The organism is Haliea sp. E1-2-M8 (assembly GCF_030649675.1).
Taxonomy (GTDB): domain Bacteria; phylum Pseudomonadota; class Gammaproteobacteria; order Pseudomonadales; family Halieaceae; genus Haliea.
Genome location: NZ_JAUTDR010000035.1, coordinates 1 through 24,160, shown reverse-complemented (window position 1 = coordinate 24,160; position 24,160 = coordinate 1). Strand labels below are relative to the sequence as shown.

General features: G+C 52.8%; 19 protein-coding genes. 18 read left to right on the top strand and 1 reads right to left on the bottom strand.

Annotation, left to right across the window (positions count from 1 at the left end):
- The first annotated feature begins 43 nt into the window (after window positions 1-43).
- From Q6D67_RS19840 to Q6D67_RS19790, 13 genes are all read left to right on the top strand, one after another.
- On the top strand, window positions 44-211 hold the full coding sequence (locus Q6D67_RS19840) for a hypothetical protein (protein ID WP_304707414.1): 168 nt from the start codon (window positions 44-46) through the stop codon (window positions 209-211).
- Between the two features lie 426 nt (window positions 212-637).
- Entirely contained in the window at window positions 638-3,073 is a 2,436-nt protein-coding gene (locus Q6D67_RS19835) for a TonB-dependent receptor (RefSeq protein ID WP_304707413.1), read from the top strand.
- Window positions 3,024-4,781 (top strand): arylsulfatase, encoded by a 1,758-nt coding sequence (locus Q6D67_RS19830; RefSeq protein ID WP_304707412.1) that lies wholly within the window; start codon window positions 3,024-3,026, stop codon window positions 4,779-4,781. Before Q6D67_RS19835 ends, Q6D67_RS19830 begins: the two co-directional genes overlap by 50 nt.
- Window positions 4,782-5,006: 225 nt before the next feature.
- Window positions 5,007-6,389 (top strand): ferredoxin reductase family protein, encoded by a 1,383-nt coding sequence (locus Q6D67_RS19825; protein WP_304707411.1) that lies wholly within the window; start codon window positions 5,007-5,009, stop codon window positions 6,387-6,389.
- A 75-nt stretch (window positions 6,390-6,464) separates the two neighbouring features.
- Window positions 6,465-8,333 carry an FAD-binding protein gene (locus tag Q6D67_RS19820; protein ID WP_304707410.1) on the top strand — a complete coding sequence of 623 codons (1,869 nt, stop codon included), beginning with the start codon at window positions 6,465-6,467 and terminating at the stop codon, window positions 8,331-8,333.
- 16 nt (window positions 8,334-8,349) lie between these two features.
- Complete coding sequence (locus tag Q6D67_RS21950; protein ID WP_370552003.1) at window positions 8,350-8,565, top strand: ferredoxin family protein; 216 nt, start codon at window positions 8,350-8,352, stop codon at window positions 8,563-8,565.
- Window positions 8,566-8,759: 194 nt separating this feature from the next.
- Entirely contained in the window at window positions 8,760-9,554 is a 795-nt protein-coding gene (locus Q6D67_RS19815) for an IclR family transcriptional regulator (RefSeq protein WP_304707409.1), read from the top strand.
- A gap of 318 nt (window positions 9,555-9,872) precedes the next feature.
- Window positions 9,873-12,206 carry a TonB-dependent receptor gene (locus tag Q6D67_RS19810; protein WP_304707408.1) on the top strand — a complete coding sequence of 778 codons (2,334 nt, stop codon included), beginning with the start codon at window positions 9,873-9,875 and terminating at the stop codon, window positions 12,204-12,206.
- A gap of 103 nt (window positions 12,207-12,309) precedes the next feature.
- Entirely contained in the window at window positions 12,310-12,690 is a 381-nt protein-coding gene (locus tag Q6D67_RS21945) for a sulfatase-like hydrolase/transferase (protein ID WP_370552002.1), read from the top strand.
- Complete coding sequence (locus Q6D67_RS19805; RefSeq protein ID WP_304707407.1) at window positions 12,642-14,021, top strand: sulfatase-like hydrolase/transferase; 1,380 nt, start codon at window positions 12,642-12,644, stop codon at window positions 14,019-14,021. The genes Q6D67_RS21945 and Q6D67_RS19805 overlap by 49 nt, the downstream gene beginning before the upstream one ends.
- 123 nt (window positions 14,022-14,144) lie before the next feature.
- On the top strand, window positions 14,145-14,489 hold the full coding sequence (locus Q6D67_RS19800; protein WP_304707406.1) for a hypothetical protein: 345 nt from the start codon (window positions 14,145-14,147) through the stop codon (window positions 14,487-14,489).
- A 98-nt stretch (window positions 14,490-14,587) separates the two neighbouring features.
- Entirely contained in the window at window positions 14,588-15,355 is a 768-nt protein-coding gene (locus tag Q6D67_RS19795) for an IclR family transcriptional regulator (RefSeq protein WP_304707405.1), read from the top strand.
- A 188-nt stretch (window positions 15,356-15,543) separates the two neighbouring features.
- A complete protein-coding gene (locus Q6D67_RS19790; RefSeq protein ID WP_304707404.1) occupies window positions 15,544-17,031 on the top strand; it encodes a sodium:solute symporter in 1,488 nt (495 codons plus the stop codon).
- 322 nt (window positions 17,032-17,353) lie between these two features.
- Here Q6D67_RS19790 and Q6D67_RS19785 read toward each other — a convergent pair whose 3' ends face one another.
- Window positions 17,354-18,292, bottom strand: a complete 939-nt coding sequence (locus Q6D67_RS19785) for a 3-keto-5-aminohexanoate cleavage protein (RefSeq protein ID WP_304707403.1) — start codon at window positions 18,290-18,292, stop codon at window positions 17,354-17,356.
- 230 nt (window positions 18,293-18,522) lie between these two features.
- Between Q6D67_RS19785 and Q6D67_RS19780 the strand changes: the two genes are divergently transcribed.
- The 5 genes from Q6D67_RS19780 (at window position 18,523) to Q6D67_RS19760 (ending at window position 23,877) form a co-directional block, all read left to right on the top strand.
- Complete coding sequence (locus Q6D67_RS19780; RefSeq protein WP_304707402.1) at window positions 18,523-19,392, top strand: cyclase family protein; 870 nt, start codon at window positions 18,523-18,525, stop codon at window positions 19,390-19,392.
- A gap of 32 nt (window positions 19,393-19,424) precedes the next feature.
- Window positions 19,425-19,772 (top strand): cupin domain-containing protein, encoded by a 348-nt coding sequence (locus tag Q6D67_RS19775; protein WP_304707401.1) that lies wholly within the window; start codon window positions 19,425-19,427, stop codon window positions 19,770-19,772.
- Entirely contained in the window at window positions 19,769-20,569 is an 801-nt protein-coding gene (locus Q6D67_RS19770; RefSeq protein WP_304707400.1) for an SDR family NAD(P)-dependent oxidoreductase, read from the top strand. The genes Q6D67_RS19775 and Q6D67_RS19770 overlap by 4 nt, the downstream gene beginning before the upstream one ends.
- 6 nt (window positions 20,570-20,575) lie before the next feature.
- Window positions 20,576-21,499 carry a 3-hydroxyacyl-CoA dehydrogenase family protein gene (locus Q6D67_RS19765; RefSeq protein ID WP_304707399.1) on the top strand — a complete coding sequence of 308 codons (924 nt, stop codon included), beginning with the start codon at window positions 20,576-20,578 and terminating at the stop codon, window positions 21,497-21,499.
- 107 nt (window positions 21,500-21,606) lie between these two features.
- Window positions 21,607-23,877 carry a TonB-dependent receptor gene (locus tag Q6D67_RS19760; RefSeq protein ID WP_304707398.1) on the top strand — a complete coding sequence of 757 codons (2,271 nt, stop codon included), beginning with the start codon at window positions 21,607-21,609 and terminating at the stop codon, window positions 23,875-23,877.
- The last annotated feature ends 283 nt before the right edge of the window (window positions 23,878-24,160 follow it).

Genomic DNA, 24,160 nt, shown 5'->3' with positions numbered 1-24,160 from the left:
GCGCCAGGCACAAACATCGCTGGGCTACGTCTCGCGCAGGACTATGCAATTTATCGCCAGCGGCTTCGGTGCCGGTGCGCCGCTCTACTTGGGCAACACGGCCGACAAGACCTGGGACACGCTCAATCCTCTGACGACCAGTCTGGACCGGCAGATCGACCCCGGCTGCCCGGGCGCATTGACTTCAGTCAACTGTTCGCCCACGGACTGAATATCCGTGCCGTGGGGCCGGACCTCGCCAGCGTTTACATGGTCAGCCATGGCGGCTGCGAGGCGATCGAAGCCTTCGACGTGGAGGCCAGCGGTGAGCGGCCCTACATTAGCTGGTCCGGGTATCCTCACGCCAGAGGCGATGGACGCCAACAGCGTCGCCTCACTCGACGGTGGCTTGCTCCTTGTAACCATCCCCATGCTTCACGGGCAAATCGTTCGCTGACGCCCTGCTGGGGCGGTCAACAGGGGCGGTTTATAAATGGTCTCCCGCGAACAACGGCCTCAGCCCTATCGAAGGTGCCGAACTGCCTTTTACCTTAACTTTCATAATGTATTACCAAGTGATACAGTTGCATTGACATATAGAGTTTGCTAGCCTCGTCAACGAATCCACTGCATAAACCATAAATAGAGGCATTCAGATATGTTCAGCAATCACACTCGAATCTGTTGTGCATTCATGGCGGCTACTGCTTCGGTCCCCGCCGCCTACGCCCAGGAAGGCACAAACCGCTTTGCTCTCGAGGAAGTCGTGATCACGGCGCGGAAGATGGAGGAAGGACTACAGAATGCGCCCCTGGCAGTTACCGCGTTTACGGCTCGAGAACTTGAGAATAGGGGTGCGGTTGACGTCACGGACATTGCGGCGTCTGCACCGAACGTTCACTTCGAGTCTGGCGGCGCTACCAGCGGCATGTCTGCAACGCCTACTGTGTTTATCCGTGGAATTGGCCAGAGCGATTTCAACATCAATAATGACCCCGCTGTTGGCATGTACGTCGATGGTATCTATATGGGTAGAATGCTGGGCTCTATGACCGATCTGCTTGATCTGGAGAGAGTAGAGGTTTTGCGTGGTCCACAAGGGACTCTGTTCGGGCGGAACTCGATTGGAGGGGCAATAAATCTTATCTCCAAAAAACCTGACCCACGCGAAAGCAGCGGGCGCTTGAGCCTGATGGTGGGTGAGCGAGACCTGGTTTTTGCCAAAGGCGCAATCAACGTGCCGCTGTCAAGCACAGCTGCAGTCCGAGCAAGTGGCTTCTACCGTGAACGAGAAGGGTATGTCGATGCGGTTCAATACGACGATTTGAAATTGGGGGGCGAGGAAACCTGGGGCGCAAGGCTGGCGTTGCGTTGGGAGCCAACGGACGCATTTTATGCGGATTTCGCCATAGAGCGATCCGAGCGGAATGATCCTCCGGCCGCAATCGTGCCGGTGGCACTGGGGAATGTATCACTAAATCCTGGATCGGGTAATGTGCAGGGCGATAACCGTTCAACGATGCCGAGCGCCTTCAGGTTCAACACAGGCCGAAATGCGCCAAATCCGAATGCTCCGTTGCCACCTCCGCCTGCGGAATTCGTTTCTCCTGATACCGAAACCTGCTCGAATCAGGCGTTAGTGAACACCAGTCTTGACTGTATGGGGAGCGCCCACGTCATGGGAATGGATAAAGTCAACTCTCGCTGGGTCGATTCTTCTGGCAACTTTATCACGCCCGAGCAACAATTAGAGCAACAAGGGGTTTCCATGGTTCTGGGCTTGGAGACCAGCGTGGGTACGCTGACGCTGACCTCCGCCTATAAAGATATGGATGCAGATTTTTTTAACGACAACGATTTCACACCGTTTATCATTTTTCACAACAACAATGATGAATTTTCCCAGGATCAAATGTCCTATGAGCTCCAGTTCACTGGTGAATCAATGGATAAGATTAGCTATGTTGCCGGTCTGTATTACTTCGAGGAAAGTGGTAGGCAGACCATCTCCCTCGTAGCGCCCATGCTGCCACCGGCCGGCGCGCCACCGGCGGCACCAACGCTGCCGTTTCTTCAGGAAGTCAACCGTGATATTGATAATGAGTCCACTGCAATTTACGGTCAGATAAACTACGATTTTACGCAGGCTCTCCATTTGACGCTGGGTGCACGGTATACGGAAAACACCAAGGACATCGAGCTGGGCCTGTTCCGAGGATCTCGGGAAAACCCTTGGATAACCATTAATGAGAGCGATTCGCTGGAACTCGAGGAAACAAACATCCTGATCAATTTGTCCTATGATTTAAGCGATACCAGCATGGTATACGTGCAGTTTGCAGATGGTTTCCGTGATGGGGGCTGGCCGGTACGGTTTCCCGGGCTTCCTGTCGGAATTCCACCTCTTGACACGGTCGAGTTCGGGCCCGAATTTGTTGATAGTTACGAGGTTGGGCTTAAGGCTACTTTTGCGGACAATAGGTTCAGGGTCAACGCAGCAATATTTTCAGCGGATTACAGCGACATGCAGATTCAGTTCAGCGATCCTCTGCTTAATGGCGCGCCAAACACCTCAAACCTAGGCGAATCGACCATCAAAGGACTCGAGCTGGAAGCAAACTGGGTCGCAACAGACAATCTGCGCTTCGATCTGTCGTTGGGGCTACTCGACGCCGACCTCAAAAAAGTTACGGGCGGACAGCTCGCCACCGGGGCGGACAATGTGGCTGGCTTCATCACAGCAGACAACGAGCTTCCCTATACCCCTGAAATACAGGCGGCAATTGGCGCCAACTACTCGGTCAATCTTGCGGGAGGCGCACTGATCAACAGCCGAGTCGACTGGGTTTACACTGATGATCAGTTCTTCACCATCGAGAACAGCCCGCTTAATTTCCAGGAGGCCTACTCCAAGGTTAACGCCAAAGTCTCATACATTGCATCTGACGAGACGTGGGAGTTGGCAATTGGCGCTCGCAACTTGACAGATAAGACCTACTCGACAATTGGCAGAACACAATCAGACAGTGGGAGTGCATTCGTGAATGTTGCTCGCCCACGAGAGCTGTATCTGCAAGCCATGTACCGGTTTTGATGCGATGACTGCGATGCTTGCATTAATGAAGACCATCGGCGGCATCCACCTGGCCGCTCTGTTCGCGGGCATCGTCTGGTCGTCAGGGGCCACGGCTTCGACGGCTGGGGCGACGACTATTGATCAACACAACAGGCCGAATATACTGCTTATAGTAATTGACGATCTGGGGTACACGGATCTCGGCAGTTTTGGAGGGGAAATCAGGACCCCGAATATCGATAACCTGGCTCGGAGGGGTACGCGCTTCACCAACTTCTACGTCTCGCCGAACTGCGCGCCAACACGATCAATGCTGCTATCAGGTCTTGATCATCATGTCTCAGGCCACGGAACAATGCTTGAGCACATCGCGCCAAACCAGAGGGGAAAGCCAGGCTACGAGGGTTACCTGAACGAACGCGTGAGGCCCCTGGCTGAGGTCGTGAAAGACGCTGGATACAATACCTACATGCTTGGCAAATGGCATCTTGGGTTGACGGAGGAGAAGAGCCCCGCAGCCAGCGGATTCGAAAAATCCTTCGCGTTGCTTCTGGGCGGCGGCAGCCACTTCTCAGACAAGATGGGTCTAACCAGCAAGTTTCCCGAGGCTCTGTATCGCGAAGACGGAGTACTCGTTGAAGAGCTGCCCGACGGATTCTACTCGACAGATTTCTACACTGACGAGGCGATATCCTATCTATCGAATCACCGCGATCCGGACAAGCCTTTCTTCATGTATCTGGCATATACGGCGCCCCACTGGCCGTTACAGGTCCCGGATCATGCGCTGGACCTGTACCAAGGTGTTTATGACGAAGGCTATGAGGAGCTGCGAGAGCTTCGGATCAGGAAGGCAAGGCAGCTCGGCATTCTTTCGGGCCCATCCACTACCTCTTTACGTCCTCCTGTAGTGCCTCAATGGGATTCACTGGCTGAAGACCTTAGAAAAACCCAAGCCCGAAGGATGGAAATCTACGCTTCAATGGTCGACCTGGTCGACAGAAACGTCGGGCGCGTTCTGGCTTATGTCGAGCGCATTGGAGAACTCGATAACACCATCGTGTTGGTGATGTCGGACAACGGAGCGGAGGGTAATCGGCGCTTCACGATTGGCGGCGACGATTGGGTGGAGCGGAACTTTGATCATAGCTATGAAGCGATGGGGCGCCGCGGTTCATATGTATACCTTGGGCCCGGCTGGGCACAGGCGAGCATGGGGCCTTTCCGGCTGTGGAAGGCGCACACTACGGAGGGAGGAATTCGCGCGCCTTTGGTGATCGCCGGGCCTGGAGTCTCATCACCGGGTAGCATTGAGCAAAGTGTCACTACCGTCCGCGACTTGTATCCAACACTACTTGATGTTGCTGAAACAAAGGTTCTTCCGTCATCTGCTGGGCACGTTGGCAATGGAACCTCTCTACTACCGTTGCTCGCTGGCCGTTCAGATCGTATTCGTGAAGTCGACGAAATTCTGGGCTGGGAAATTTTCGGCGGGAGAGCGATACGAGCCGGCGACTGGAAGCTGACGCGGGTGGCTGGGCCCAATGGATCTGACCAGTGGGAACTGTTCAACGTACACCTCGATCCTGGCGAGACGCAGGATTTGGCCGATTCAAACCCCGAGCGCTTTGCTCACATGCTGGAACTCTGGGAATCCTATGCGGAACAGAATGGAGTTGTTCTGCCGGAGGGCAAGGTGCATGGAGCCTGGGGTGATGTCGACTAGATCGATAAGTCGTGAAGCGACACTGCAGGGTGATCCAAAGGCGCTATGATAATCCCGGGCTTAAGTACGTGCTTGCCCAGTCCCCTGGGCCAGTATTGTCCAGCCGGGTTTTAATAGCCATCGTCTCGTGTAGTGAGACGACCATATTGTCGGTAGAACATTCGTACAGCTATGCTAATTTCATGTTGTATCTCTATCACCAAGCGTAGCTATAAGTAACGTCCTATGGCAGCCTCTTCCAGCACTGTAGTCACTGCATTACCGATGTTGCCCGTCAAGCGCTCACCGATGTCGTTCGGCATGTTAAGTTGCCTATACTTTGCAGCCGTCCTGTTGCCGTGGGCACTGTCGTATGTTGAAGGCCTCGCGGTGCGGGGGGTATATGAGGAGTTGGTCCAACTTTTAAGTATTGTTGGTCTTAGTATGATGCTCTTCCAGTTCTTTCTCACCGCGCGAGTGGATGCCGTAGCGCGTCATGCCGGCGTTGACAACACGATGCGGCTGCACACCCGGATGGGCGAGTTTCTCGGTTATCTGATCCTGTTGCATCCCTTTTTGATAGTGGCACCGCGGTTTTTCGTCGCGCCGTCGTTTGCGCTCAGTGACACCTGGGATCTTTTTACGCGTCCGGAAACATCGACAGGCATGTATGCATGGTGCCTGATGTTGGTTTGGGTACTGATGGCTGTTTTTAAAGAGAGAACTGGTCTCTCCTATGAAAGTTGGCGTTATACGCATTCGGCCGGGTTTGTGGCGATTATTATTCTCGCTACCCATCACGCTGTGACAGTAGGCCGTCATGGGCGTTACAACGCCTGGTTTGACACGCTGTGGATCGCCCTTTGTGTGCTTGCAGTCGGCATGGTGCTTTACGTGTATTTTGTCCGGCCTCGCAAAGTGGCCAGGCAGCCATTTCGCGTGGTGGACTGTGCGAAAGGAAGCGAGAGTGACTGGTATTTAACGATCGAGAAAGAGGGTAATTTTCCCTTCGACTTCGACGCCGGACAGTTCACGTGGATTAGTACCTCCCCCAGCGTTTTTGCTCGCAATGAGCATCCTTTTTCGATCGCGACCACGCGGAAATCGTTGCCTAAAGTAAGTTATGTCATTCGTGAATTGGGAGACTACACCCGCCAATTGGGGAAATTGGTGCCCGGTCAGCGTGTTTGGGTCGATGGACCGCATGGCGTGTTTACGCAAAACGCCCGCAATGCACGAGGAGTGGTGCTAATCGCCGGCGGCGCGGGGATTGGTCCAATTATGGGCATACTGCGCGAACTTTGTGATCAAAAAGATGAGCGGCCCATTCGTTTGATTTACGGCAACCGCACAATCGAACAGATGTCTTTCCTGACCGAAATAGAGTCAATTCAAAGCCAGTTGGATATGGAGTCTATTTTGGTGCTGGAGAAGCCGCCGGAGGAGTTTTCCGGACACACCGGCTATATCAATCGTGATGTGCTGGAAAAGATTGCTAGTCATCCGGATGCTGGCACCTGGGACTTTTACATCTGTGGGCCACCAATCATGGTGAAGGCTGTAGAATCAGCCCTGCTTTCACTGTCGGTCCCCAGAGACCGTATATTGTACGAGCAACTCGGTTTTTGATGTTGGCTCAGCACATGGATTCAGTCCGCGTTGCATGCTGCCCGGCCCTGATGCTCGGGAGAGGTAATTACGAAAATGTCAGATAGAGATAAAGCTATTGAAGAAGGCATATCACGCCGAGACGTCTTGAAAGCGGGTATGTTTACAGCAGCCGCGCTTTCAGCGCCACTGATACTCAATCCTGGGCGGACCTCGATGGCGGAAGCGCCCAAGTCCACTTACTCCAGTGATCTGCTGATCATAGGTAGTGGCTTCGCCGGTACATTTGCGGCGCTTGAAGCCAGAAAGAATGGCCTGTCCGTCATCATGGTTGACAAGGGCGTAGTGGGTTGGTCGGGTATGTCACCGTGGGCTTCAGACAGTCGGCCCTTCGATGCAGAGATCTATGATCGCGATGAATGGCACCTTAATCTTGCCATGAACACCGAGTACGTGAATGATCGAGTATGGCTGGATATTTTTATGGATGAGTCCCTCGATATTTTCTATGAGCTCCAGGCGATGGGAGCCCACGAGACCAAACCTTTTGAGCGGGGTACCAGGGTTTTTCGCAGCGAGCTTGAAGCCGCAGGTGTGGCCTTTGTAGAAAGGACGATGGTTACCTCTTTGCTGAAAGACGATGATGGTCGCGTCGCCGGTGCGGTAGGGTTCACCTATGATGACTCCAGAGAAGCGTCCAAAGCCGTGGTATTAAACGCGGGGGCAGTAGTGCTCTGTACCGGTGCCGGTTCCTACAAAAGCCCTGGGTTCCCTATCTGGGGCCAAACCTTTGATGGAGACGCTATGGCCTACGAGGCCGGAGCAACTATCGTGGGAAAAGAATTTCACGATACGCACCCCACCTTTGCGTTCGCCCCGGCGGCAGCCTATGAGGGCTGGAAATGGGCACAGGAGGTAAAGGGTGCCTATGTGATGGTGGGTCCTCCGAACAAGCTTGAAGGTGGTTTGACTCTCGGTAATGCTCTGAATGTTTATCAGAATGGTGTGGATCGCAGGCTAGGTGTTGGCCCTGGCGGTGAACCGCCGCCCGTGCCGGGCGCACCTCCGCCCGGGGCGGAGGAAAGGGAAAGAAATCGTAAGTACCTGGGCAAAGGTTACCTTAGAACTCCCGGGCTGCATCTGGATATGGGGGGGCCGCCGGAAGCTCCATCTGAAGAGGGGGATGGTGAGAAACTGGGTCACCGTGTTGGTGGTGCGACTGCGGGCATGGGTGTGCACAAGAGTGAGGGAATCTTGTCCTCAGATTACTCTTGCGCAGCGGATGGTGTGGAAGGCTTGTATGCGGCGGGTGATGCTCTTGGATCAATGCTGTGCGGATCGTTATATCCGGGCCGTGGCTTTTCATCCTATGGATCCGCCATCCAGGGTCGACGAGCGGCAAGAAGTGCCGTCAACTTTGTGAAGTCAAACCCGCCACCGAAGGTGAGATCCGAGAAAATTGAAGCCGCGGTTCGAAACATGTGGGCCCCCCGGGAAAATGCCGAAGGCTACAGTCCCGAGTGGCTCACCGTGACCCTGCAAAATACAATGACGCCATTCCACGTTCTGTATATTAAGGAACGGCGAAGGCTAGACGGCGCACTGGCATCGATCGAATTTTTGCGTAAGCACTGTGTGCCTCGCATGATTGCGCGGGATGGCCATGAACTGCGGATGGCCCATGAGGTCAAGAACATGCTACTTAATGCTGAGATGAAGTTGCGTGCTGGGCTCTATCGTGAGGAGAGTCGGGGTACGCATTTCCGTGAGGATTTCCCGGTGCGCAACGATAAGGATTGGTTCTGTTGGGTGACAGTCCAGCAGAAAGGAGGAGAGATGAACATGGGCAAGCAGATGTTGCCGGAGAAGTGGAAACCTAGTTCCTCAAATTCCTACCGTGAAAACTACCCCAGAGTATTCCCGGGAGAAGACGAATATCTGCGTAATCAACGTTTCTCGATCTAAAGGGTGAGGTTAAGCAATGCCTATCGACAGAATTCACGGTTGCATTGGATGTGAAAATTGCGTCAAGGCCTGTCCGACTGACGTCATTCGTATGGATCCTGCGTCCAATCAGGCGTTTATCGCTTATCAGCAGGATTGCCAGATTTGCCATCTATGTCGCCTGAGCTGTCCTGTAGATGCCATAACCCTGACCCCGGGCAAGGCGATGCTGCCGACAACATCCTGGGGTTAGCAATATGGTGTATTGTGGTGGTTTGACTGCGGGGTGGTTCAGGATTTTAGGCCAGTGTTCAGCTTCTGCACTGGCGCTTTTTATATTACTAATGTCATTGCTGTCTGGCTGTGAAATATCTCCCGATCAGGTTAAATTCAGTGGCGACCAAAGCGCAGAGACTGATAGCGCTTCAATTGCTGTGGAGAATCCTGATGAAGCACCAGAGCAAGGACAGGCTGAGCGCCATTGAGAAGGCACTGGAGATTCTTGTTTCTTTTGCGGACGTTGACAGGGAAGTGGGCACTGTCGAGGTAAGCAACCTAACCGGTATCCACAAAGCTACGGTATCCCGCATACTCGCTACGCTACTTGATTACGGCATGGTTTCGCAGAATGATGAAACTAGAAAGTATTACCTGGGTCCTTTGGCGTATCGGCTGGGAAGATCCCAGACCGGGCAGTTGATCAATGCGCTCACCGCGATCTCACAGCCGCACGTAGACAGGTTGCGGGACGTCGTGGCGGAGACGGTGAGTCTCGAGGTATGGGTAGAGCGTAAAACGGTCGCCTGCTATCTTGCCGAGAGTCACAATCCTCTCAGAGTCGCTATGGGCCCTGATGATGTGTTGCCTCTTCACGCGCCGGCGGGTGCGAAAGCAATACTTGCGTTCGTCAGTCATGACCGCGTAGATCGCTTGATCCCGGAACAGCTTCCCAGCTATACAGAACGTACCATTACGTCGAAAGCAGCGTTACTATCCCGCCTGGTGGAATTCAACAAGCAGGGTTACTCCATTGATAATCAGGAGCTTTATTCCGGCATCTACGCCATAGGTGTCCCGATTTTTGATCGCTTGAGAAAACCGGTAGCAGCCATCTCCGTGGTCATGCCGGCAAGCCGGATATCGGCAGCGCGCGAGGTCGAAATAGTTGAGCAGCTAAAGCTTACTTCTCGCGCAATTTCCAAAACAATAAATAGCCGGCTTCCTTCGTTCCCCAAGCTCTGAGCAACGTTCCCATACTATCTGATCACGTAGTCTTCTTGTAGAAGCTGCTCGCGCGCCGAACTCCGGGTAGTTCATAACAGGCCTACTAAGTTCGCTTTATCCAGACGCAAAAGTTTGCATCGGAAACGTGACCCAGACGGAAGGTAGGAGCTGTGACGATGGATTTAGTGGAAGTTAAAAAGATCTCACATAGTGATACAGTCACATTGGAATACGATTCATGTATTGGTATTATCACGCTGAGCACATAGTCAAGTATGTCGTTCTCCTGACTTGCATAGGCTAACCATAATCAGAAACAGGTGTAAGGGAAAAATTATGAATCGAACTTTTAATCGACTCTTGAGCGCCTCGGCCGCTGGAGCTATGATTGCTCTCGGGACCACCCCATCCACCGTATCCGCACAAGGGGTGTTGGAAGAGGTCGTCGTAACCGCGACCAAGCGAGCAGAGGGAGTACAGGATATTCCACTCTCCGTTACGGTGTTTTCGCAAAACGATATGGATCTGCGCGGATTTAGTAATCTTCAGGGTATTCAGGAAGCGACTCCGAATCTTAACTTCTCAGTACAGTCTGCAGGACAGAACGTTGCACGTGTCACGCTGCGTGGTATTGGCACGGAAACTTTGGTGGGTGGTGGTGATCCCGGTGTCGCTGTCCACATCGATGGCGTTTATGTCGGGCGCAACTCTGTCGCCGCAGGGGATATCTTTGATATCGCCAGAGTTGAGGTGCTACGCGGCCCCCAAGGAACCCTCTACGGACGAAACGCTACCGGCGGCTCCATCAATATCATTACCGAGCGTCCAAGCAGGGAGTTTGAAGCATCAGTTGATTTGGCTATAGGAAACTACGACGCCCGCAGGTTCCGCGCCATCATCAATGGCCCAATTACCGACAGTATCAGCGCACGATTGGCACTATTCTCCGATAAACGCGATGGCTTCTACGACAATCTGTTTAACGGCCGTGACTCAGACGACAAGGATAGCCTTGGTGGACGTCTGCAATTCCTATGGGAGTCTGAGTCCGGCAATGAAATCCTGCTTCGCGCGTATCGTTCAGACTTTGATTCAATTGGGCCGGGTTCAACCTATCTGGGCGACGACATACCCCCGACGGCAACGGGCTATCCGGCTGGTTACCTCGTGGGTGTTTCCAGTGGTCCGCTGCCTCCGCCCGGAGCACCTATCATTGCGGATCTTTATGGACTCGGCACTACTGCGGCTGGTGACCCGATCTTGTCAAGGCCCACGGAGCTTCGTGATATCAGGAGAGACGCCCCAGAGTTTCTCGATCAGACGATTGAGGGTATTGATCTCGAGGCGAATTTTATGGTCTCGGAGGGAATTCTCCTCAAGTCGATAAGCTCTTTTCAAACCAATGATAACGAAATCCTTGTAGACTCAGACAACTCCGAGCTACCTATACAGACGCGGTATCGGCTGAATGAGGCAGAGCAGTATAGCCAGGAGTTCAACCTGATCTCGCAGGGTGAATCCCGGTTCCATTGGATACTCGGTGCATTCTACTATCACGAGGAGCTAACGGAAACGTTCAACACCTCAACGCCTGCTGGTTTATTGCCGTTGACAACGCCACTTCCTCCGGGGGCCGTGCCGGGCGGGGGCGGCGCTGCCCAGGATCGGATCGCTTTACACGAGGTCGATTCGTATGCTCTTTTCGCACAGCTCTCCTACGATCTGAGCGAAAGGACCTCAGTGACTGTTGGTCTTCGGCAAACTTGGGACGAGAAGCAGCAGGACAGGCCAACCGGTGGCCAGATAGATTTGACCAATAACTTCCTGTTCATGGGAAGAGGTGCTACGGGGCCACTGCCCCCGTCAACCGCAGAGGCCAATTTTTCTGAGTTAACTTACAGAGTTAGCGTTGATTACGCTCTAAGTGACGATAATATGTTGTTTGCAAGTGTTTCCAATGGGTATAAATCTGGAGGCTTTGATTTTAACGGCGGCGTCCTGGAGGGCGATGAGCAGGTTCCCTATGAACCAGAGTTCGTCGATGCCTATGAAGTTGGATCCAAGAACAAATTTTACGATGACAGATTCATACTAAACCTGACCGCGTTTTACTACGACTATTCGGATCTCCAGGTCTTCCGGTTGACGGGAGACGGACCCCTGACGGACAATGCCGCGCAGTCCACTATCTGGGGCCTCGAAGCTGAGACCGAATTTCTTATCACCGAGGCATTTCATGTAGACGCTTCAGTGGGGCACCTTGACGCCACCTATGATGAATATCTTGTCGAAGTGCCGCCTCCGACACAGGATTTCTCCGGGAAGACACTCAACTATGCGCCGGAGTGGACAGCACACGTAGGCGCTGAATATACCGCCATGGTCGGTCAGGATGAACTTATCTTCCGCGTTGATTGGTCCTATCGATCGGATACCTATTTTGATCGTGCCAATACCGACTTTGACACGCAGGATGCGTACAGCCTGGTTAATGCTCGTGTTCGCTACAACACCAACAAGTGGTTCGCTGATGTATTTGCCCAGAACCTAACGGATAAGGAGTATGTTACTGGCCAGTTGATCAACCCGCCATTTGCTTGTGGCTGCCGCACGGTCAATGTTGGAGCGCCCCGCACCTACGGCGTAACAGTTGGCTATCGTTGGGATTGACTCGAGAACTTAAGTCCTGGTGTGATGGGATTTTCAGTTGAGTAGGATTGACCTACCGGTTCTCCGCTTTGCAGAGAACCGGTAAGTAGGCCGGGGTAAACGAATGTACAAATTCAAGGCGGTTAGCGTTTCGATAGTCCTAGCGGGATGTCTTGCGGCGAGCTCGTCAAGCGCGTCACCCGACACTGGCACTAAAGCGGTGATTCATGATCGCGCGGAAAGCAGGCCAAACATCCTGCTCATTGTAGCTGATGACCTGGGATATTCTGATCTTGGTTCTTTTGGGGGGGAAATCCAGACGCCTCATTTGGACCAACTCGCAGCGGAGGGTATGCGGCTTACCAACTTCCACGCTGCTCCTAGCTGTTCGCTGACCCGTTCCATGATTATGTCGGGTACCTATAATCATCAGGCTGGGCTTGGTGCCATGGCCGAATGGACCGCTCCGAACCAGGTGATAAGCCGGGCTATGAAGGCTACATGAACGAGAGAGTGCTGTCGCTTCCTGAGCTCATGCGGGATGGCGGTTACTACACGTTTATGGCTGGTAAATGGCATCTGGGGATGGAGCCATCCCAAGGGCCCCAGGCGCGCGGATTTATTGACTCCTTTGCGATGCTCCCGGGCGCCGGTGGCCATTACGATCAGACGGGAATCAATCCCAAGTTGCCTGTTATCCCTTACAGCGAGAATGGACGGGCGGTGACCTTACCCAAGGATTTTTATTCTACATCCTACTATACAGATCGTGCAATTGAGTATATCGACAAGTCATTGCAGGCGCCCGAGCAGCCGTTTTTTGGATACGTCGCCTATACGGCTCCACATTGGCCGCTGCAAGTTGATTCGCGCTACAGTGACAAGTATCGCGGGAAATATTCGAAGGGCTACAGTGCTTTGAAAGCAGAGCGCCTTGAGCGGATGAGGGACAAGGGGATCGTACAGGCCGGTGTTAAATTTAATAGCGGCAGTGGTTGCAATGAGCCGTGGGACGAACTGTCATCAGCTGAACGTCGTCGGCAGGAACATTCTATGGAGCTCTACGCAGGCATGGTAGATGCTCTTGATGAGCATATCGGTCGACTTATAGCCCATCTAAAGGCCGTCGGTGTGTATGAAAATAGCTTGATCGTTTTTATCTCCGATAATGGTGCCGATGCTCGACCGGAGCGCGGAATGGGCGAGGAGTCTGAGTTTTTGGATGCGAACTTTGACAACCGCTTCGAGAATATGGGGACTTCCACGTCGTTCGTCTCGTATGGCGCCGCGTGGGCCGAGGTGGGTAGTGCTCCATTCAGACTTCACAAGGGCATGACGACCGAAGGTGGAATCCGTGTTCCAGCCATCATTCGACTGCCCGGCTCTGAAGAGCGAGGTGTGGTTAAACGCGATTTTGCGTCGGTACTGGATATTCTTCCCACCTTCCTTGATGCGGCGGGTATTCCGGATCCTGATAAGATCGCTGTCGACAGAGGTGTCTTTCCGCCAGTAGGTAAGTCGATGATGGCATATCTTCAAAATCAGACTGAACGCCTTCAACACGACGAACCGTATGGGTTTAGCGTTCACAGACGCCAAGGGCTGCAGTTCAATCAATGGAAGATCGTGAGGCTTCCAATACCCTACGGCGACGAAAGCTGGGAGCTTTACGATCTTGACGCCGATCCGGGAGAAACAACTAATCTGTCTGCGACCATGCCTGAGAAAACAGCAGAAATGGTAGCTCGATGGAACGAGTTTGCCGCCACGACGGGCATAGTTATAGCTGAACGTGCTTCGCGCGTGCCTGCGGAGTGTGCCCGTGCCGGGTCCTAGGCAGAACAGCGGTTGTGTATTGACGTACCGCTCAGTCTTTAGACCTTGAGCCTCGATACCCGAGTTCGGATTTGTTTACTGGCACTACGCCTCGGAGTATTTGTAGTCTTCATGGCGTGGACGTTGGACAAGATTCTGAACTTCCAACACAACAGTGTGATGATTGGGCATTATTATCATGTTGATGTCTCCCGGGCGCTGCTAACCTCTCTCGGTATTATGGAATTCATCTTGCTGCTGGCCTTTTTGGCGGGTCTCTTCAAAACGCTTACTTATGGCGTGGTCTTAATAGCCCATTCGGTAACAACCATTGCATCGTTTTCACGATTGCTGCCCCCTTATGAAATTCATCAGCTGCTGTACTTTGGATCTCTCCCCATGCTAGCGGCTTGCTTCACGCTGTTCTTGCTTCGTGATCAGGACACTATGATGAACTTTTCCAAGAGCAAGGAAACGCATATGAGTTGAGCCGACCTAAAGTGCATGCCGTGACGGACAAGACTAGGCACGAATAGAGTATCACGATATAGTACAGTTGACCTTTGTTATTCGCCAGTGAGAAAGCTGTGGCACTAGAAAAGTTAAATGCCCCGAGGAAAGGTATTCAAGTCATTGCAAGAGCGGCGTCAGTCCTCCGGGCATTGGAGAATGAGACTGACGGCTTGAGTCTTGGGCAGATTGCGAAGGCGACCGATCTTTCTCGCTCCACAGTGCAGCGAATTGTCGATGCCCTGGCGGAAGAGCACTTTGTCATTGGTGCGTCGCCGACATCGCGAGTGAAACTGGGGCCCGCAATTCTGCGTATGGCGAGCAACTCCAGCTTCAACTTTGTGGAGTTCATTAGACCCTATATTGCCCAGCTGTCAAAAGAGACAGGTGAGACTGTCGACGTCTCGGAGATGCAGAAGAAGCGGACGGTGTTTGTAGATCAGGTGGTGGGATCGGCGCGACTTAATATCGTTTCGCCGGTCGGCGAAGCATTTCCGCTCCATTGTTTGGCAAGTGGTAAGGCTATGCTGGCGACGTTGAGTGACGGTGAGGTTCGCAAACTGTTAGGGCATAAGGCGCTTGAGCAACATACCGCTGCCACCGTATCTGACTTGGATGAGCTGCTGAAGGAGCTGGCGAAAATCCGAAAAGCCGGGGTGGCGCATGACCATGAGGAGCACCTGGAAGGCGTGAGTGCGGTCGGTGCCGCACTTCAGGAGCCCGGAGGTACGCTCTACGCAATTTCTATCCCCGTGCCTACAGTTCGTTTCAAGCACAGCAAGCGCGAACTTCAGGCTGCACTACTAAGGTGTCGCTCGGAGATCATCGAGCAAATCGAGAACTAGAACGCTATCACTGGTCTCCGTCTGTTCCGCATTGTGGTTCAACTGTATTGACATAAAGGCAGGTTATCAGCATACTCGATCAGCGTCGAAGCGGTTGCTGGAGTATTCTAATAAATGAACAGAGTTACTGTCGTCCTCTGCTTATCCATGCTTTCCTGCGGCTATCTCTCTGACACAGGGGGAAGCTCGTGAATCCCGTGCTTACGCTAGTCCTTGTCTACAACGTCGCTGTGATTGGCGGCATTGGTTGTTATCTTGCCTGGCGCGAAAAAGTTTCGGGTAACTTAACGGATCTAGCTACCGGCGGAAGAAACGCGGGTTTGGCGATGTTGTCGGTGACACTGGCCATCACCTATCTCGGGTCAGCGCATGTCTACGGATTGATGGAGATGTCCTTTGGACTGGGCGCCGTCGCCCTTTGGTTTTGCTTTGCGCACACAATTCTTATATGTGTAATTTGCCTTGGAACCGGCCCGTGGGTGCGTCGGCTCGGTTGCGCAACCATCCCCGAACTTGTCGGACGTATGTACGGTCCAAAAATGCGAAGCTATGTAGCGTGTATCGCTGCCATGGTGGTTTTTGGTCTGGTCACTCTGGAAACGCAAACCCTGGGCATTGGTATCTCGGCAATCAGTGGATGGTCTTTGGGCTGGTCCGCTGTGCTCGGCGCTGTTCTGGGCACAGCCTATGTGACTTTTGGCGGAATCAAGCAAACCATGTGGGTGAACCTGGTGAACGCTGTGGTGATGTACGCTTCCATCATTATGGCGGGCATCTACTTGGGCTTTGTGCTCCCAGAAGGTTGGGAAGGTGTCCGGGAACACTACGTTGTCAGTGGCGAAGCATACAAACTGAGTGTCTTCGGCACTCCGGACCTCATGGTAGGCTTCGCGCTGGCTGCGGTATTTTCCGTGGTGTTTTCACAGTCTGTGAACCAACAGGGTATGGCGGCGGCGATCTCCGCCAAGAACGAGACTGTTATCCGGCGATCGCTTTGGATAGCGGCTCCAATCAACGGCCTGTTTGGTGTCTTTCCGGTACTTTGCGGGCTGGCTGCAGCAACCATTCCGGAATTTGCCCAACTGGGTCCAAAGCTCGCGGCCGCTACCATGGTTGTCCAGCTTCTTCCAACCTGGCTGGTTGTGTTGCTACAGGCCGGGTTCCTCGGCGCATTGTTATCGACATTTGCGATGTCCGCTCTGGCTCCCGCAACTATATTTACCAAAGACATCGTAGGGGCGAATATAGAGGGAGGGCTGTCGCTGAGTCAGGAGCATCGCCTCATTCAACGCGTCATCCTGATAGTTGGTGCGCTCGCGGCGGCACTCACCTTCTTTAACCACCCCAACGTGATTAGTGCAATCACCTGGCTCTTCGCTTGGCTGGCGCCACTGTTTTTTGTCATTGTTGCTGGCCTTTTTTGGAAGCGTAGTACCGCTGCTGCCTTTGTGGTTGTGTTCGGGGCCTGGCTCGTCAATTGCGCATGGTCGATTGGTCCGCTAAGGCATGTCATTGCCTCCGCCATGCCGGCATTGGCACCTCTTGAAAACGCTCATATCAGTGTGGTCTTTGCGTTTACCTCGACCATTGTCTGTTTCGGCCTGGCCAAGAATACGAAGCCGGCATTGTTTGCAGGTACGCATCCTGAAGTCCCTCAGATGAGAACAAGCCCATGAGTCTTGCGCTGGAACTCTTGTTAATCGCTGGGGGCATGATCTTCGCGATTGTTGTAGTGGCGGAGATACTGTGGAAAGTCCTGAAACTGATGAGAGAAGATAATTGATGGATCATACTGATGTATGGATGTTGGGCGTAGGAGGCTTTGGTGTTGTCTTCTACCTGCTGTCTGTGTATTACAGTCGGCGCGGCCAGGCGATGAAGCCTGGTAACGCCGACTCTGAGTAGCTGGCTGCATGGGGATCTTGCTGCGGGTCTGCATCCTGTCGACTCAGGTAAACGACCCTGATCTGCATTGGGGAGATAACGTGTATACCGAGCCTAAATGGCGAGCTTGTCAGATCCCTTGAGAGCTAGCATTTCACGGACATCTTCTGGTGTCGCGACCTCGTAACCCAGTTCCTCGATCAGTCGTCTCACCTTGAAAACCTGTTCGGCGTTAGAGGTTGCGAGCTTTCCGCGTTCAATGAAGAGCGAATCTTCAAGCCCCACGCGTACATTACCCCCCATCATTACCGCTTGCGTTGCAAAGGGCATCTGAGCCGAACCTGCAGCCATGACTGACCACTGATAGTTATTGCCGAAAAGTCTGTCGGCAGTACGTTTCATGAAAAGCAGGTTATCTAGGTCAGCGCCGATTCCACCGAGGATCCCAAAGATGAACTGTATGAAAACGGGTGCCTTGAACAAACCCGTATCCATGCAGAACTTCAGGTTATAAAGATGGCCGACATCGTAGCATTCATGCTCGAACTTTACGTTATGCGCCTGCCCCAGACTTTTCTCGACCTGGGCGATATCCCTGAATGTGTTTCGAAAGATATAGGCGTCTGAGTTCTCGATGTAAGCCTTTTCCCAGTCGAACTTGAAGGTCTCGTAACGGCTGGCGAGCCCGTGAAATGAAAAATTCATACTACCCATGTTCAGTGAGCTCATCTCTGGCGAGATCATCTCCGAGGGCCTGATCCTGTCTTCAATACTGGTAAGGAGGCTGCCGCCTGTAGAGATGTTGAGCACTGCATCGGTACTTGACCGAATAGACGGTACGAATCCCATGAAGTGCTGGGGGTCCAGCGATACAGATCCGTCTTTCGGGTTCCTGGCGTGAAGATGAAGTACCGCAGCGCCGGCCTCGGCCGCTTCTATCGCTTGCCGGATGATGTCCTCGGGTTTGTAGGGTAGAGCATCTGACATGGTGGGAGTATGAATGGCGCCTGTGATGGCACAGGAAATAGCAACCTTCCCGTAGGTTTTCTTCATGCTGGGGCCTCCAGTAACCAACCAGAAAAAATAACCATAAAACAATACACCCGTATTGTAAAGGAGTACATAAAAAGTCAGGCAGGTTTAATCTAGTGGTGCACCCAGTGAGATGAACCGAAAAAATTGGACGCCCAAGGCCTTGACTTCCACTCGCTGCGATAAGATCATATTACGGTACAAGTATATCGCTATACGATGTTATGTAAACCATGAGAGAGAGGTGTGTGATGCCAGGCTGGGAAGAGGGTGATTGGCGCGATGAATCGCTGTGCAAGTTCGATGAAAGCAACTTGCTGAACAAGATGGGTTTGGAATTTTACGATTTAAGTCATCCTTGGGGGCTCGGACAGCCATGTTGGCCCTATTTTGAAGACGTCAAAATAGAGCGCCTGCACAGTATGTCGAAGTCGGGGGTTTTGACCCAGCGCATTACGACGGTGATGCATTCCGGTACGCATATTGATGCGCCGGCCCACGTGGTGCCCGGGACCCCTTTTATGGACGAAGTGCCTTTGCCCTATTTCTTCGGGTCAGGTGTCGTTTTGAATATTCCCAAGAAGAAGTGGGAGTTGATTACCCGGGAAGACCTGGATAATGCTACGCCGAGCGTTCGAGGGGGCGACATCGTTATCGTGAATACCGGTTGGCACAAATACTACGGTGACAACAGGCATTATTACGGCTATGCACCAGGCTTCGGCCGGGAAGCCGGAGAGTGGTTTGTGGAAAAGAAGGTCAAAATGGCGGGCAACGACACCCAGGCCCTTGATCATCCTCTGGCCACAGCTATTGGGCCCCACGGGCCAGGTGCGCCACATGGGCTATTGCCCGATGTCTGTGCCGAATACAAGGCGGAGACAGGGCGGGATGTGCTGGAGGACTTCCCCGAGTGGGAGCCCTGTCATAACCTCATTCTATCCAACGGTATTTGTGGCTTTGAAAATATTGGCGGTGACATCGATAAAGTTGCGGGAAAAAGGGTCACGTTCGCAGCTTTCCCGTGGCGCTGGAAGAAAGGTGATGGCTGTATTGTTCGACTGGTAGCAATAGTAGACCCTACCGGAAATTTCCGTATTGAAACTGGATCCGCCGAGTAGGGGTGGGCAATCAAGAGTCGAGGATACTTTTTATGGAAATCACGCGGTTCGACCAGGCTCCTCGCTATGATGCGCCGGGGCATTTTGACATGCGTGGACTACGGCTTCAGGGATTCGAAGTGTCCTCCGCCGAATTTGCATGGACAGGGCTTTCCCATTTTTTGCCTGGAGGGGGAGCAGAAATGGACGCGAGCTCCTTGGAAAAGATCTACGTGGTTATCAAAGGTGAGGTCACGATAACTCTGGGTTCGGGTGAAAAACATGTGCTTTCCAAATTAGATAGCTGCTACATCCCTGGCGGCGAGTCGCGCGCGATAACCAATGAAGGTAATAACGTGGCAACTATGCTTGTAATCATGCCGTACCAGGAGCAGTCATGAGCCTACCCGCGATTGATGTTTCAAGTCTGTTCGACGTGTCTGGAAAGGTCGCTCTCGTCGTGGGGGCTACCGGATCCTTTGGTCAGGTTGCTTGCGTTACCTTAGCCGAGGCGGGTGCCAAGCTTGTTGTCACAGCTGGCAATGCCAATGCTCTGCGCGAACTAAAAGAACAACTTGGTGAGAGCGGTGTTGAATGTGTCGAGGTGTCCCGGAGACCGGACACGGAGGAAAATTGTGATGCGATAGTCGATGCCGCCGTAAGCGCGTTTGGTGGGATCGATATTCTCGTTGTCGCCTCGGGCATGAATGATATTTCACCCATTCAGGATATGGAGCCGAAACGGTTTCAAAAAGTGATGCTCGCGAATGTAGAGGGCGCCTGGTTAGTTGCCAGGGCGGTAGGACGACAAATGATTGCCCAGGGCCGTGGCGGCAAGGTTGTGTTTACCTCATCGGCCCGAGGCAAGCTGGGCCATCCTGCTGGATATTCGGCCTATTGCACCTCCAAATCTGCCACCGATGGCATGACTCGAGCGCTGGGCTGTGAGTGGGGCCAGTACAGGATTACCGTAAACGCTATCGCACCGACAGTGTTTCGCTCTCCGGTCACGGCCTGGATGTTTGAAGATAATGAGAACGCCAAAAAGGTCAGGAATGGCTTTCTCGCACGAGTGCCTCTTGGCAGGTTGGGAGAACCCGAAGACCTCGCTGGCCCGCTGCTGTTTCTTTGTTCATCTGCGTCAAATTTTCACACTGGCCACGTCGTTTATGCTGACGGCGGCTATACCGCAGGCTAGCGCAAAATGAAGAAAATTAGAAACATAGTCGTTGTCGGTGGTGGGTTTATGGGTGCTGGCATCGCTCAGGTTTTCGCCTCTGCGCGCTACCGCGTTTCAGTCTTCGAGCCCTCTGGTGAGGTTCGCGACTCATTGCACGAGCGCGTGGCAGCTTCGCTTAGAGCGCTTGGGCGGGACGATTCTGTTGCAGGCGATATCGGTGTCACGGATAAACTGGGAGCAGCCGTCGCTAATGCAGACTATGTAACAGAAGCGGTTCCCGAGAAGCTGGAACTCAAGCAATCGGTTTTTGCTGATCTCGAGCGGCTTGCCCCAAAGACTGCAATTCTTGCGAGTAACACCTCGGTCATTCCGATTTCAAGGATAACCCAGGGACTCGCCTCTGCGCACAGGATGATCGGGACGCATTGGTGGAATCCTCCGTATCTTGTACCGCTGGTAGAGGTCATACCGTCTATTAGTACGAGCGAGGAGACTCTGTTAGAGACGATGGCTCTGCTGGCGAGTGTCGGCAAGGAGCCTGCTCACGTCAGAAAGGACGTACCGGGATTTGTGGCCAATCGCCTCCAGCACGCACTGTGGCGTGAGGCGATAGCAATGGTGGCGGAGGGTATTTGCGATGCGAAAACTCTGGATCGTTGTGTCAAGAATAGCTTCGGGCTTCGTCTCGCAGTTTTGGGGCCGCTCGAAAATGCGGACATGGTTGGGCTTGATCTTACTCTCGATATCCACAGGACGATCATTCCCGAGCTTGATCGTAGCGCGGGTCCCAATCCCTATCTTCAGGAGCAGGTAAGCGCAGGGTGTTTGGGTTTTAAATCGGGTGAAGGTTTTCGAACATGGACCGCGGCAGAGCGCGACAGACTCCGAGAGCAACTCAATAATCATCTTGTCAGAGCGCAACAGGCTCGCGACAAGCCTGCTGAGTGAACCTGGCCGACCTCCTGGAGTACGAGAGCGGTCTGAATGTCGGTGAGCGGTTTGTTAGGTTCTTGGCCAAGGCGACCGTACGATAAAAAATGAGGGCGGAGCACATTATGAAGAAGCATAAGAATACACTTTTTGCCGCGGCCGGACTAATAGTCGTTCTCCCATGTACCGAATCAGTGGCAGCTACATTGGAGGAGGTGGTAGTTACTGCTCAAAAGCGAGAACAGTCAGTGCAAGACATCCCGATCACGGTGAACGCCCTTACTGGCGAGACATTGTCTGACTTTGGTGTAGATAACCTGTTTAAGCTGGCCGACCTGGTGCCCGGTATGGTTTTTTCGCGCGCGCCCGATGATGGCCTCGCCCTAACTCTCCGGGGGCTTGGTACTCCAGCGCGCACTCAGTCCTTCGACCAGTCAGTAGCTCTATTTCTGAATGGGATGTTCATTGCTTCAGGACGCATGTATTCATCTGCGTTTTTCGATGTGGACAGAATCGAGGTAATAAAAGGAACGCAAAGTACTTTGTTGGGGAAGAACACAAGTCTTGGTGCTCTCAGTGTAGTGACCAGGAAGCCTGGTGACGAGTTCGGTGGAAATCTGCAGGTCAGCCGCGAATTCGAAAATGGCGGCTGGACCCTTGATGGCGCAATGGATCTGCCAGCCTCCGATACGCTTTCATTTCGGCTTGCAGCTCACTACGTCGACCAGCAAGGCTGGGTGAAGAATACCCTCACCGGCGAAGATGTGCCTGCGGATGAAGATTGGGCCGTCCGCGCTAGTGGCGCCTACAATCCCACGGATCGACTTTTCGTTAACGTGTCTTTCCAGACGTCGAGAAATGAGCGAACTGGAAACGGTTTTCAGTTCATTGATAATGGAAATTACTTCAGCAGCGATGTATTGGGGATCTACGGCGAGAGCAAGCTGGATGACAAGAAGGCAGCCATTTGTCCTGAATGCCCAGGCGGAGAAAGCTTTCATGATACAGAGGCCGATCTCGCTGGGCTTACGATCGACTATGATATCGGCGAACATACCCTCACGTCCGTCACCTCCTACGCTACCTACAATTTGCAGTTCTTCGATGATTTTGATTTTGGCAACGCATTTGATGAGACAACATATGTTATCTTGGATCCTGGTACGGTGTCTCCCTATAGCACTTACTTCCAGCGCGATGAAGATTTTGACTCATGGTCCCAAGAATTGCGTTTCACGTCACCTGCCGGAAATAAGATCGAGTATATGGCGGGGTTGTTTTACTTTCAAAGCGACTGGAATTCATCTGAACAACAGTTCTTCCGTACCCCCAATTTTCCGCCCGCAGGGCCCACTGGCCAAATTTTTAACGGCCCCTTCACGAACAATTTTTCCCAGGACGTCGAGACCTGGTCGGCATTTGGGCAGATCTCCTATGAAATGGGCGAGCGCTGGCGTAGCACCTTGGGCTTGCGCTATACGGATGAACAAAAGGACGCACGATTTCAGAGAGTCCGCGGCGATCCGGTAACAATATGGAACTCTGTAATCAACCCTCCTTTCGATTCCCCGCTCGAATTTGGCGATGAGTTTTTGAATGGAAATGTCAGCATCCAGTTTGCTGCAACCAGCGATGTCATGGCGTACGCTTCCTATGGTGTTGGCAGCAAGACCGGAGGCTATGCAGAGTCTGCGGAGGTTACTTCCGCAGATCCGTCCCTGAGTGTGGATGATGGAGGTGCAAGAGTAGAGACCGAAAAAGCGAAAACCTATGAAATGGGCGCCAAAATGACTCTACTGGATGGTGTAGCCAATCTGAATATTTCCGTATTCTATACGGAGGTGGATGATTTTCAGGAAACCTCATTTCTCGTGACGGATGCCGGCGCACAATTTTTAACACGAAATATTGACGCTGAGACCGAGGGTTTAGAGTTTGATGGGCAGTGGCAAATGAATGAGACGTGGCGGCTGACTGGTGGTGTTACTTACGCCGACGCGACAAACTCAAATGACAATACCACTCTCGCACAGGCGCCCAAGTGGACAAGCTCCATAGGCCTCAACTTTGAGACGATGATCAGATCTAATATGGTCCTATCCGGAAGAGGGTTTGTTCGTTATCGGGACGATATGGTAAGCCAGATCAATGAAACCTTCCCTTCCGACAGCCTCACTACCGTTGACTTGAACTTCAGTGTCTCAGATGCTGCAGGTACCTGGAAAATCAGCCTGATCGGCACGAATATCACCGACGAGGTGGCAACCGACTTCAGCGGACCACCTGCCGCGCCGATTGGTGCTTTATTTGGAGCGCCTCCGGGAGACCAGGGGGTTACTGCAGAGGCTCCAAGTGCACTGAGGACGATCGCATTGAAGGTCGAATATTACTTCTGAAAAACTATTATTTCACACTTAATCATTGGCAGACTGAGGACGTACGCGACCGGAATAGGGCTTTTTTTGAGGTCTGACCGTACCCCCGTAATTCGAGCCATGCAAAATGTGGGATTTCCATCTATTTATTGATAAACGAAGATCCCAATATGAAGAGCCTGGCCCGCGGCCCTCCATGTATGTCCAGTCGGAGCAAAGAACGGTTTCATGACGAGCTATAACCAAAAGTGGTGTTTGAGGGTTTGAAAAAAGGCGGCGTATCTGGTTGATTTGTTATCGCCAA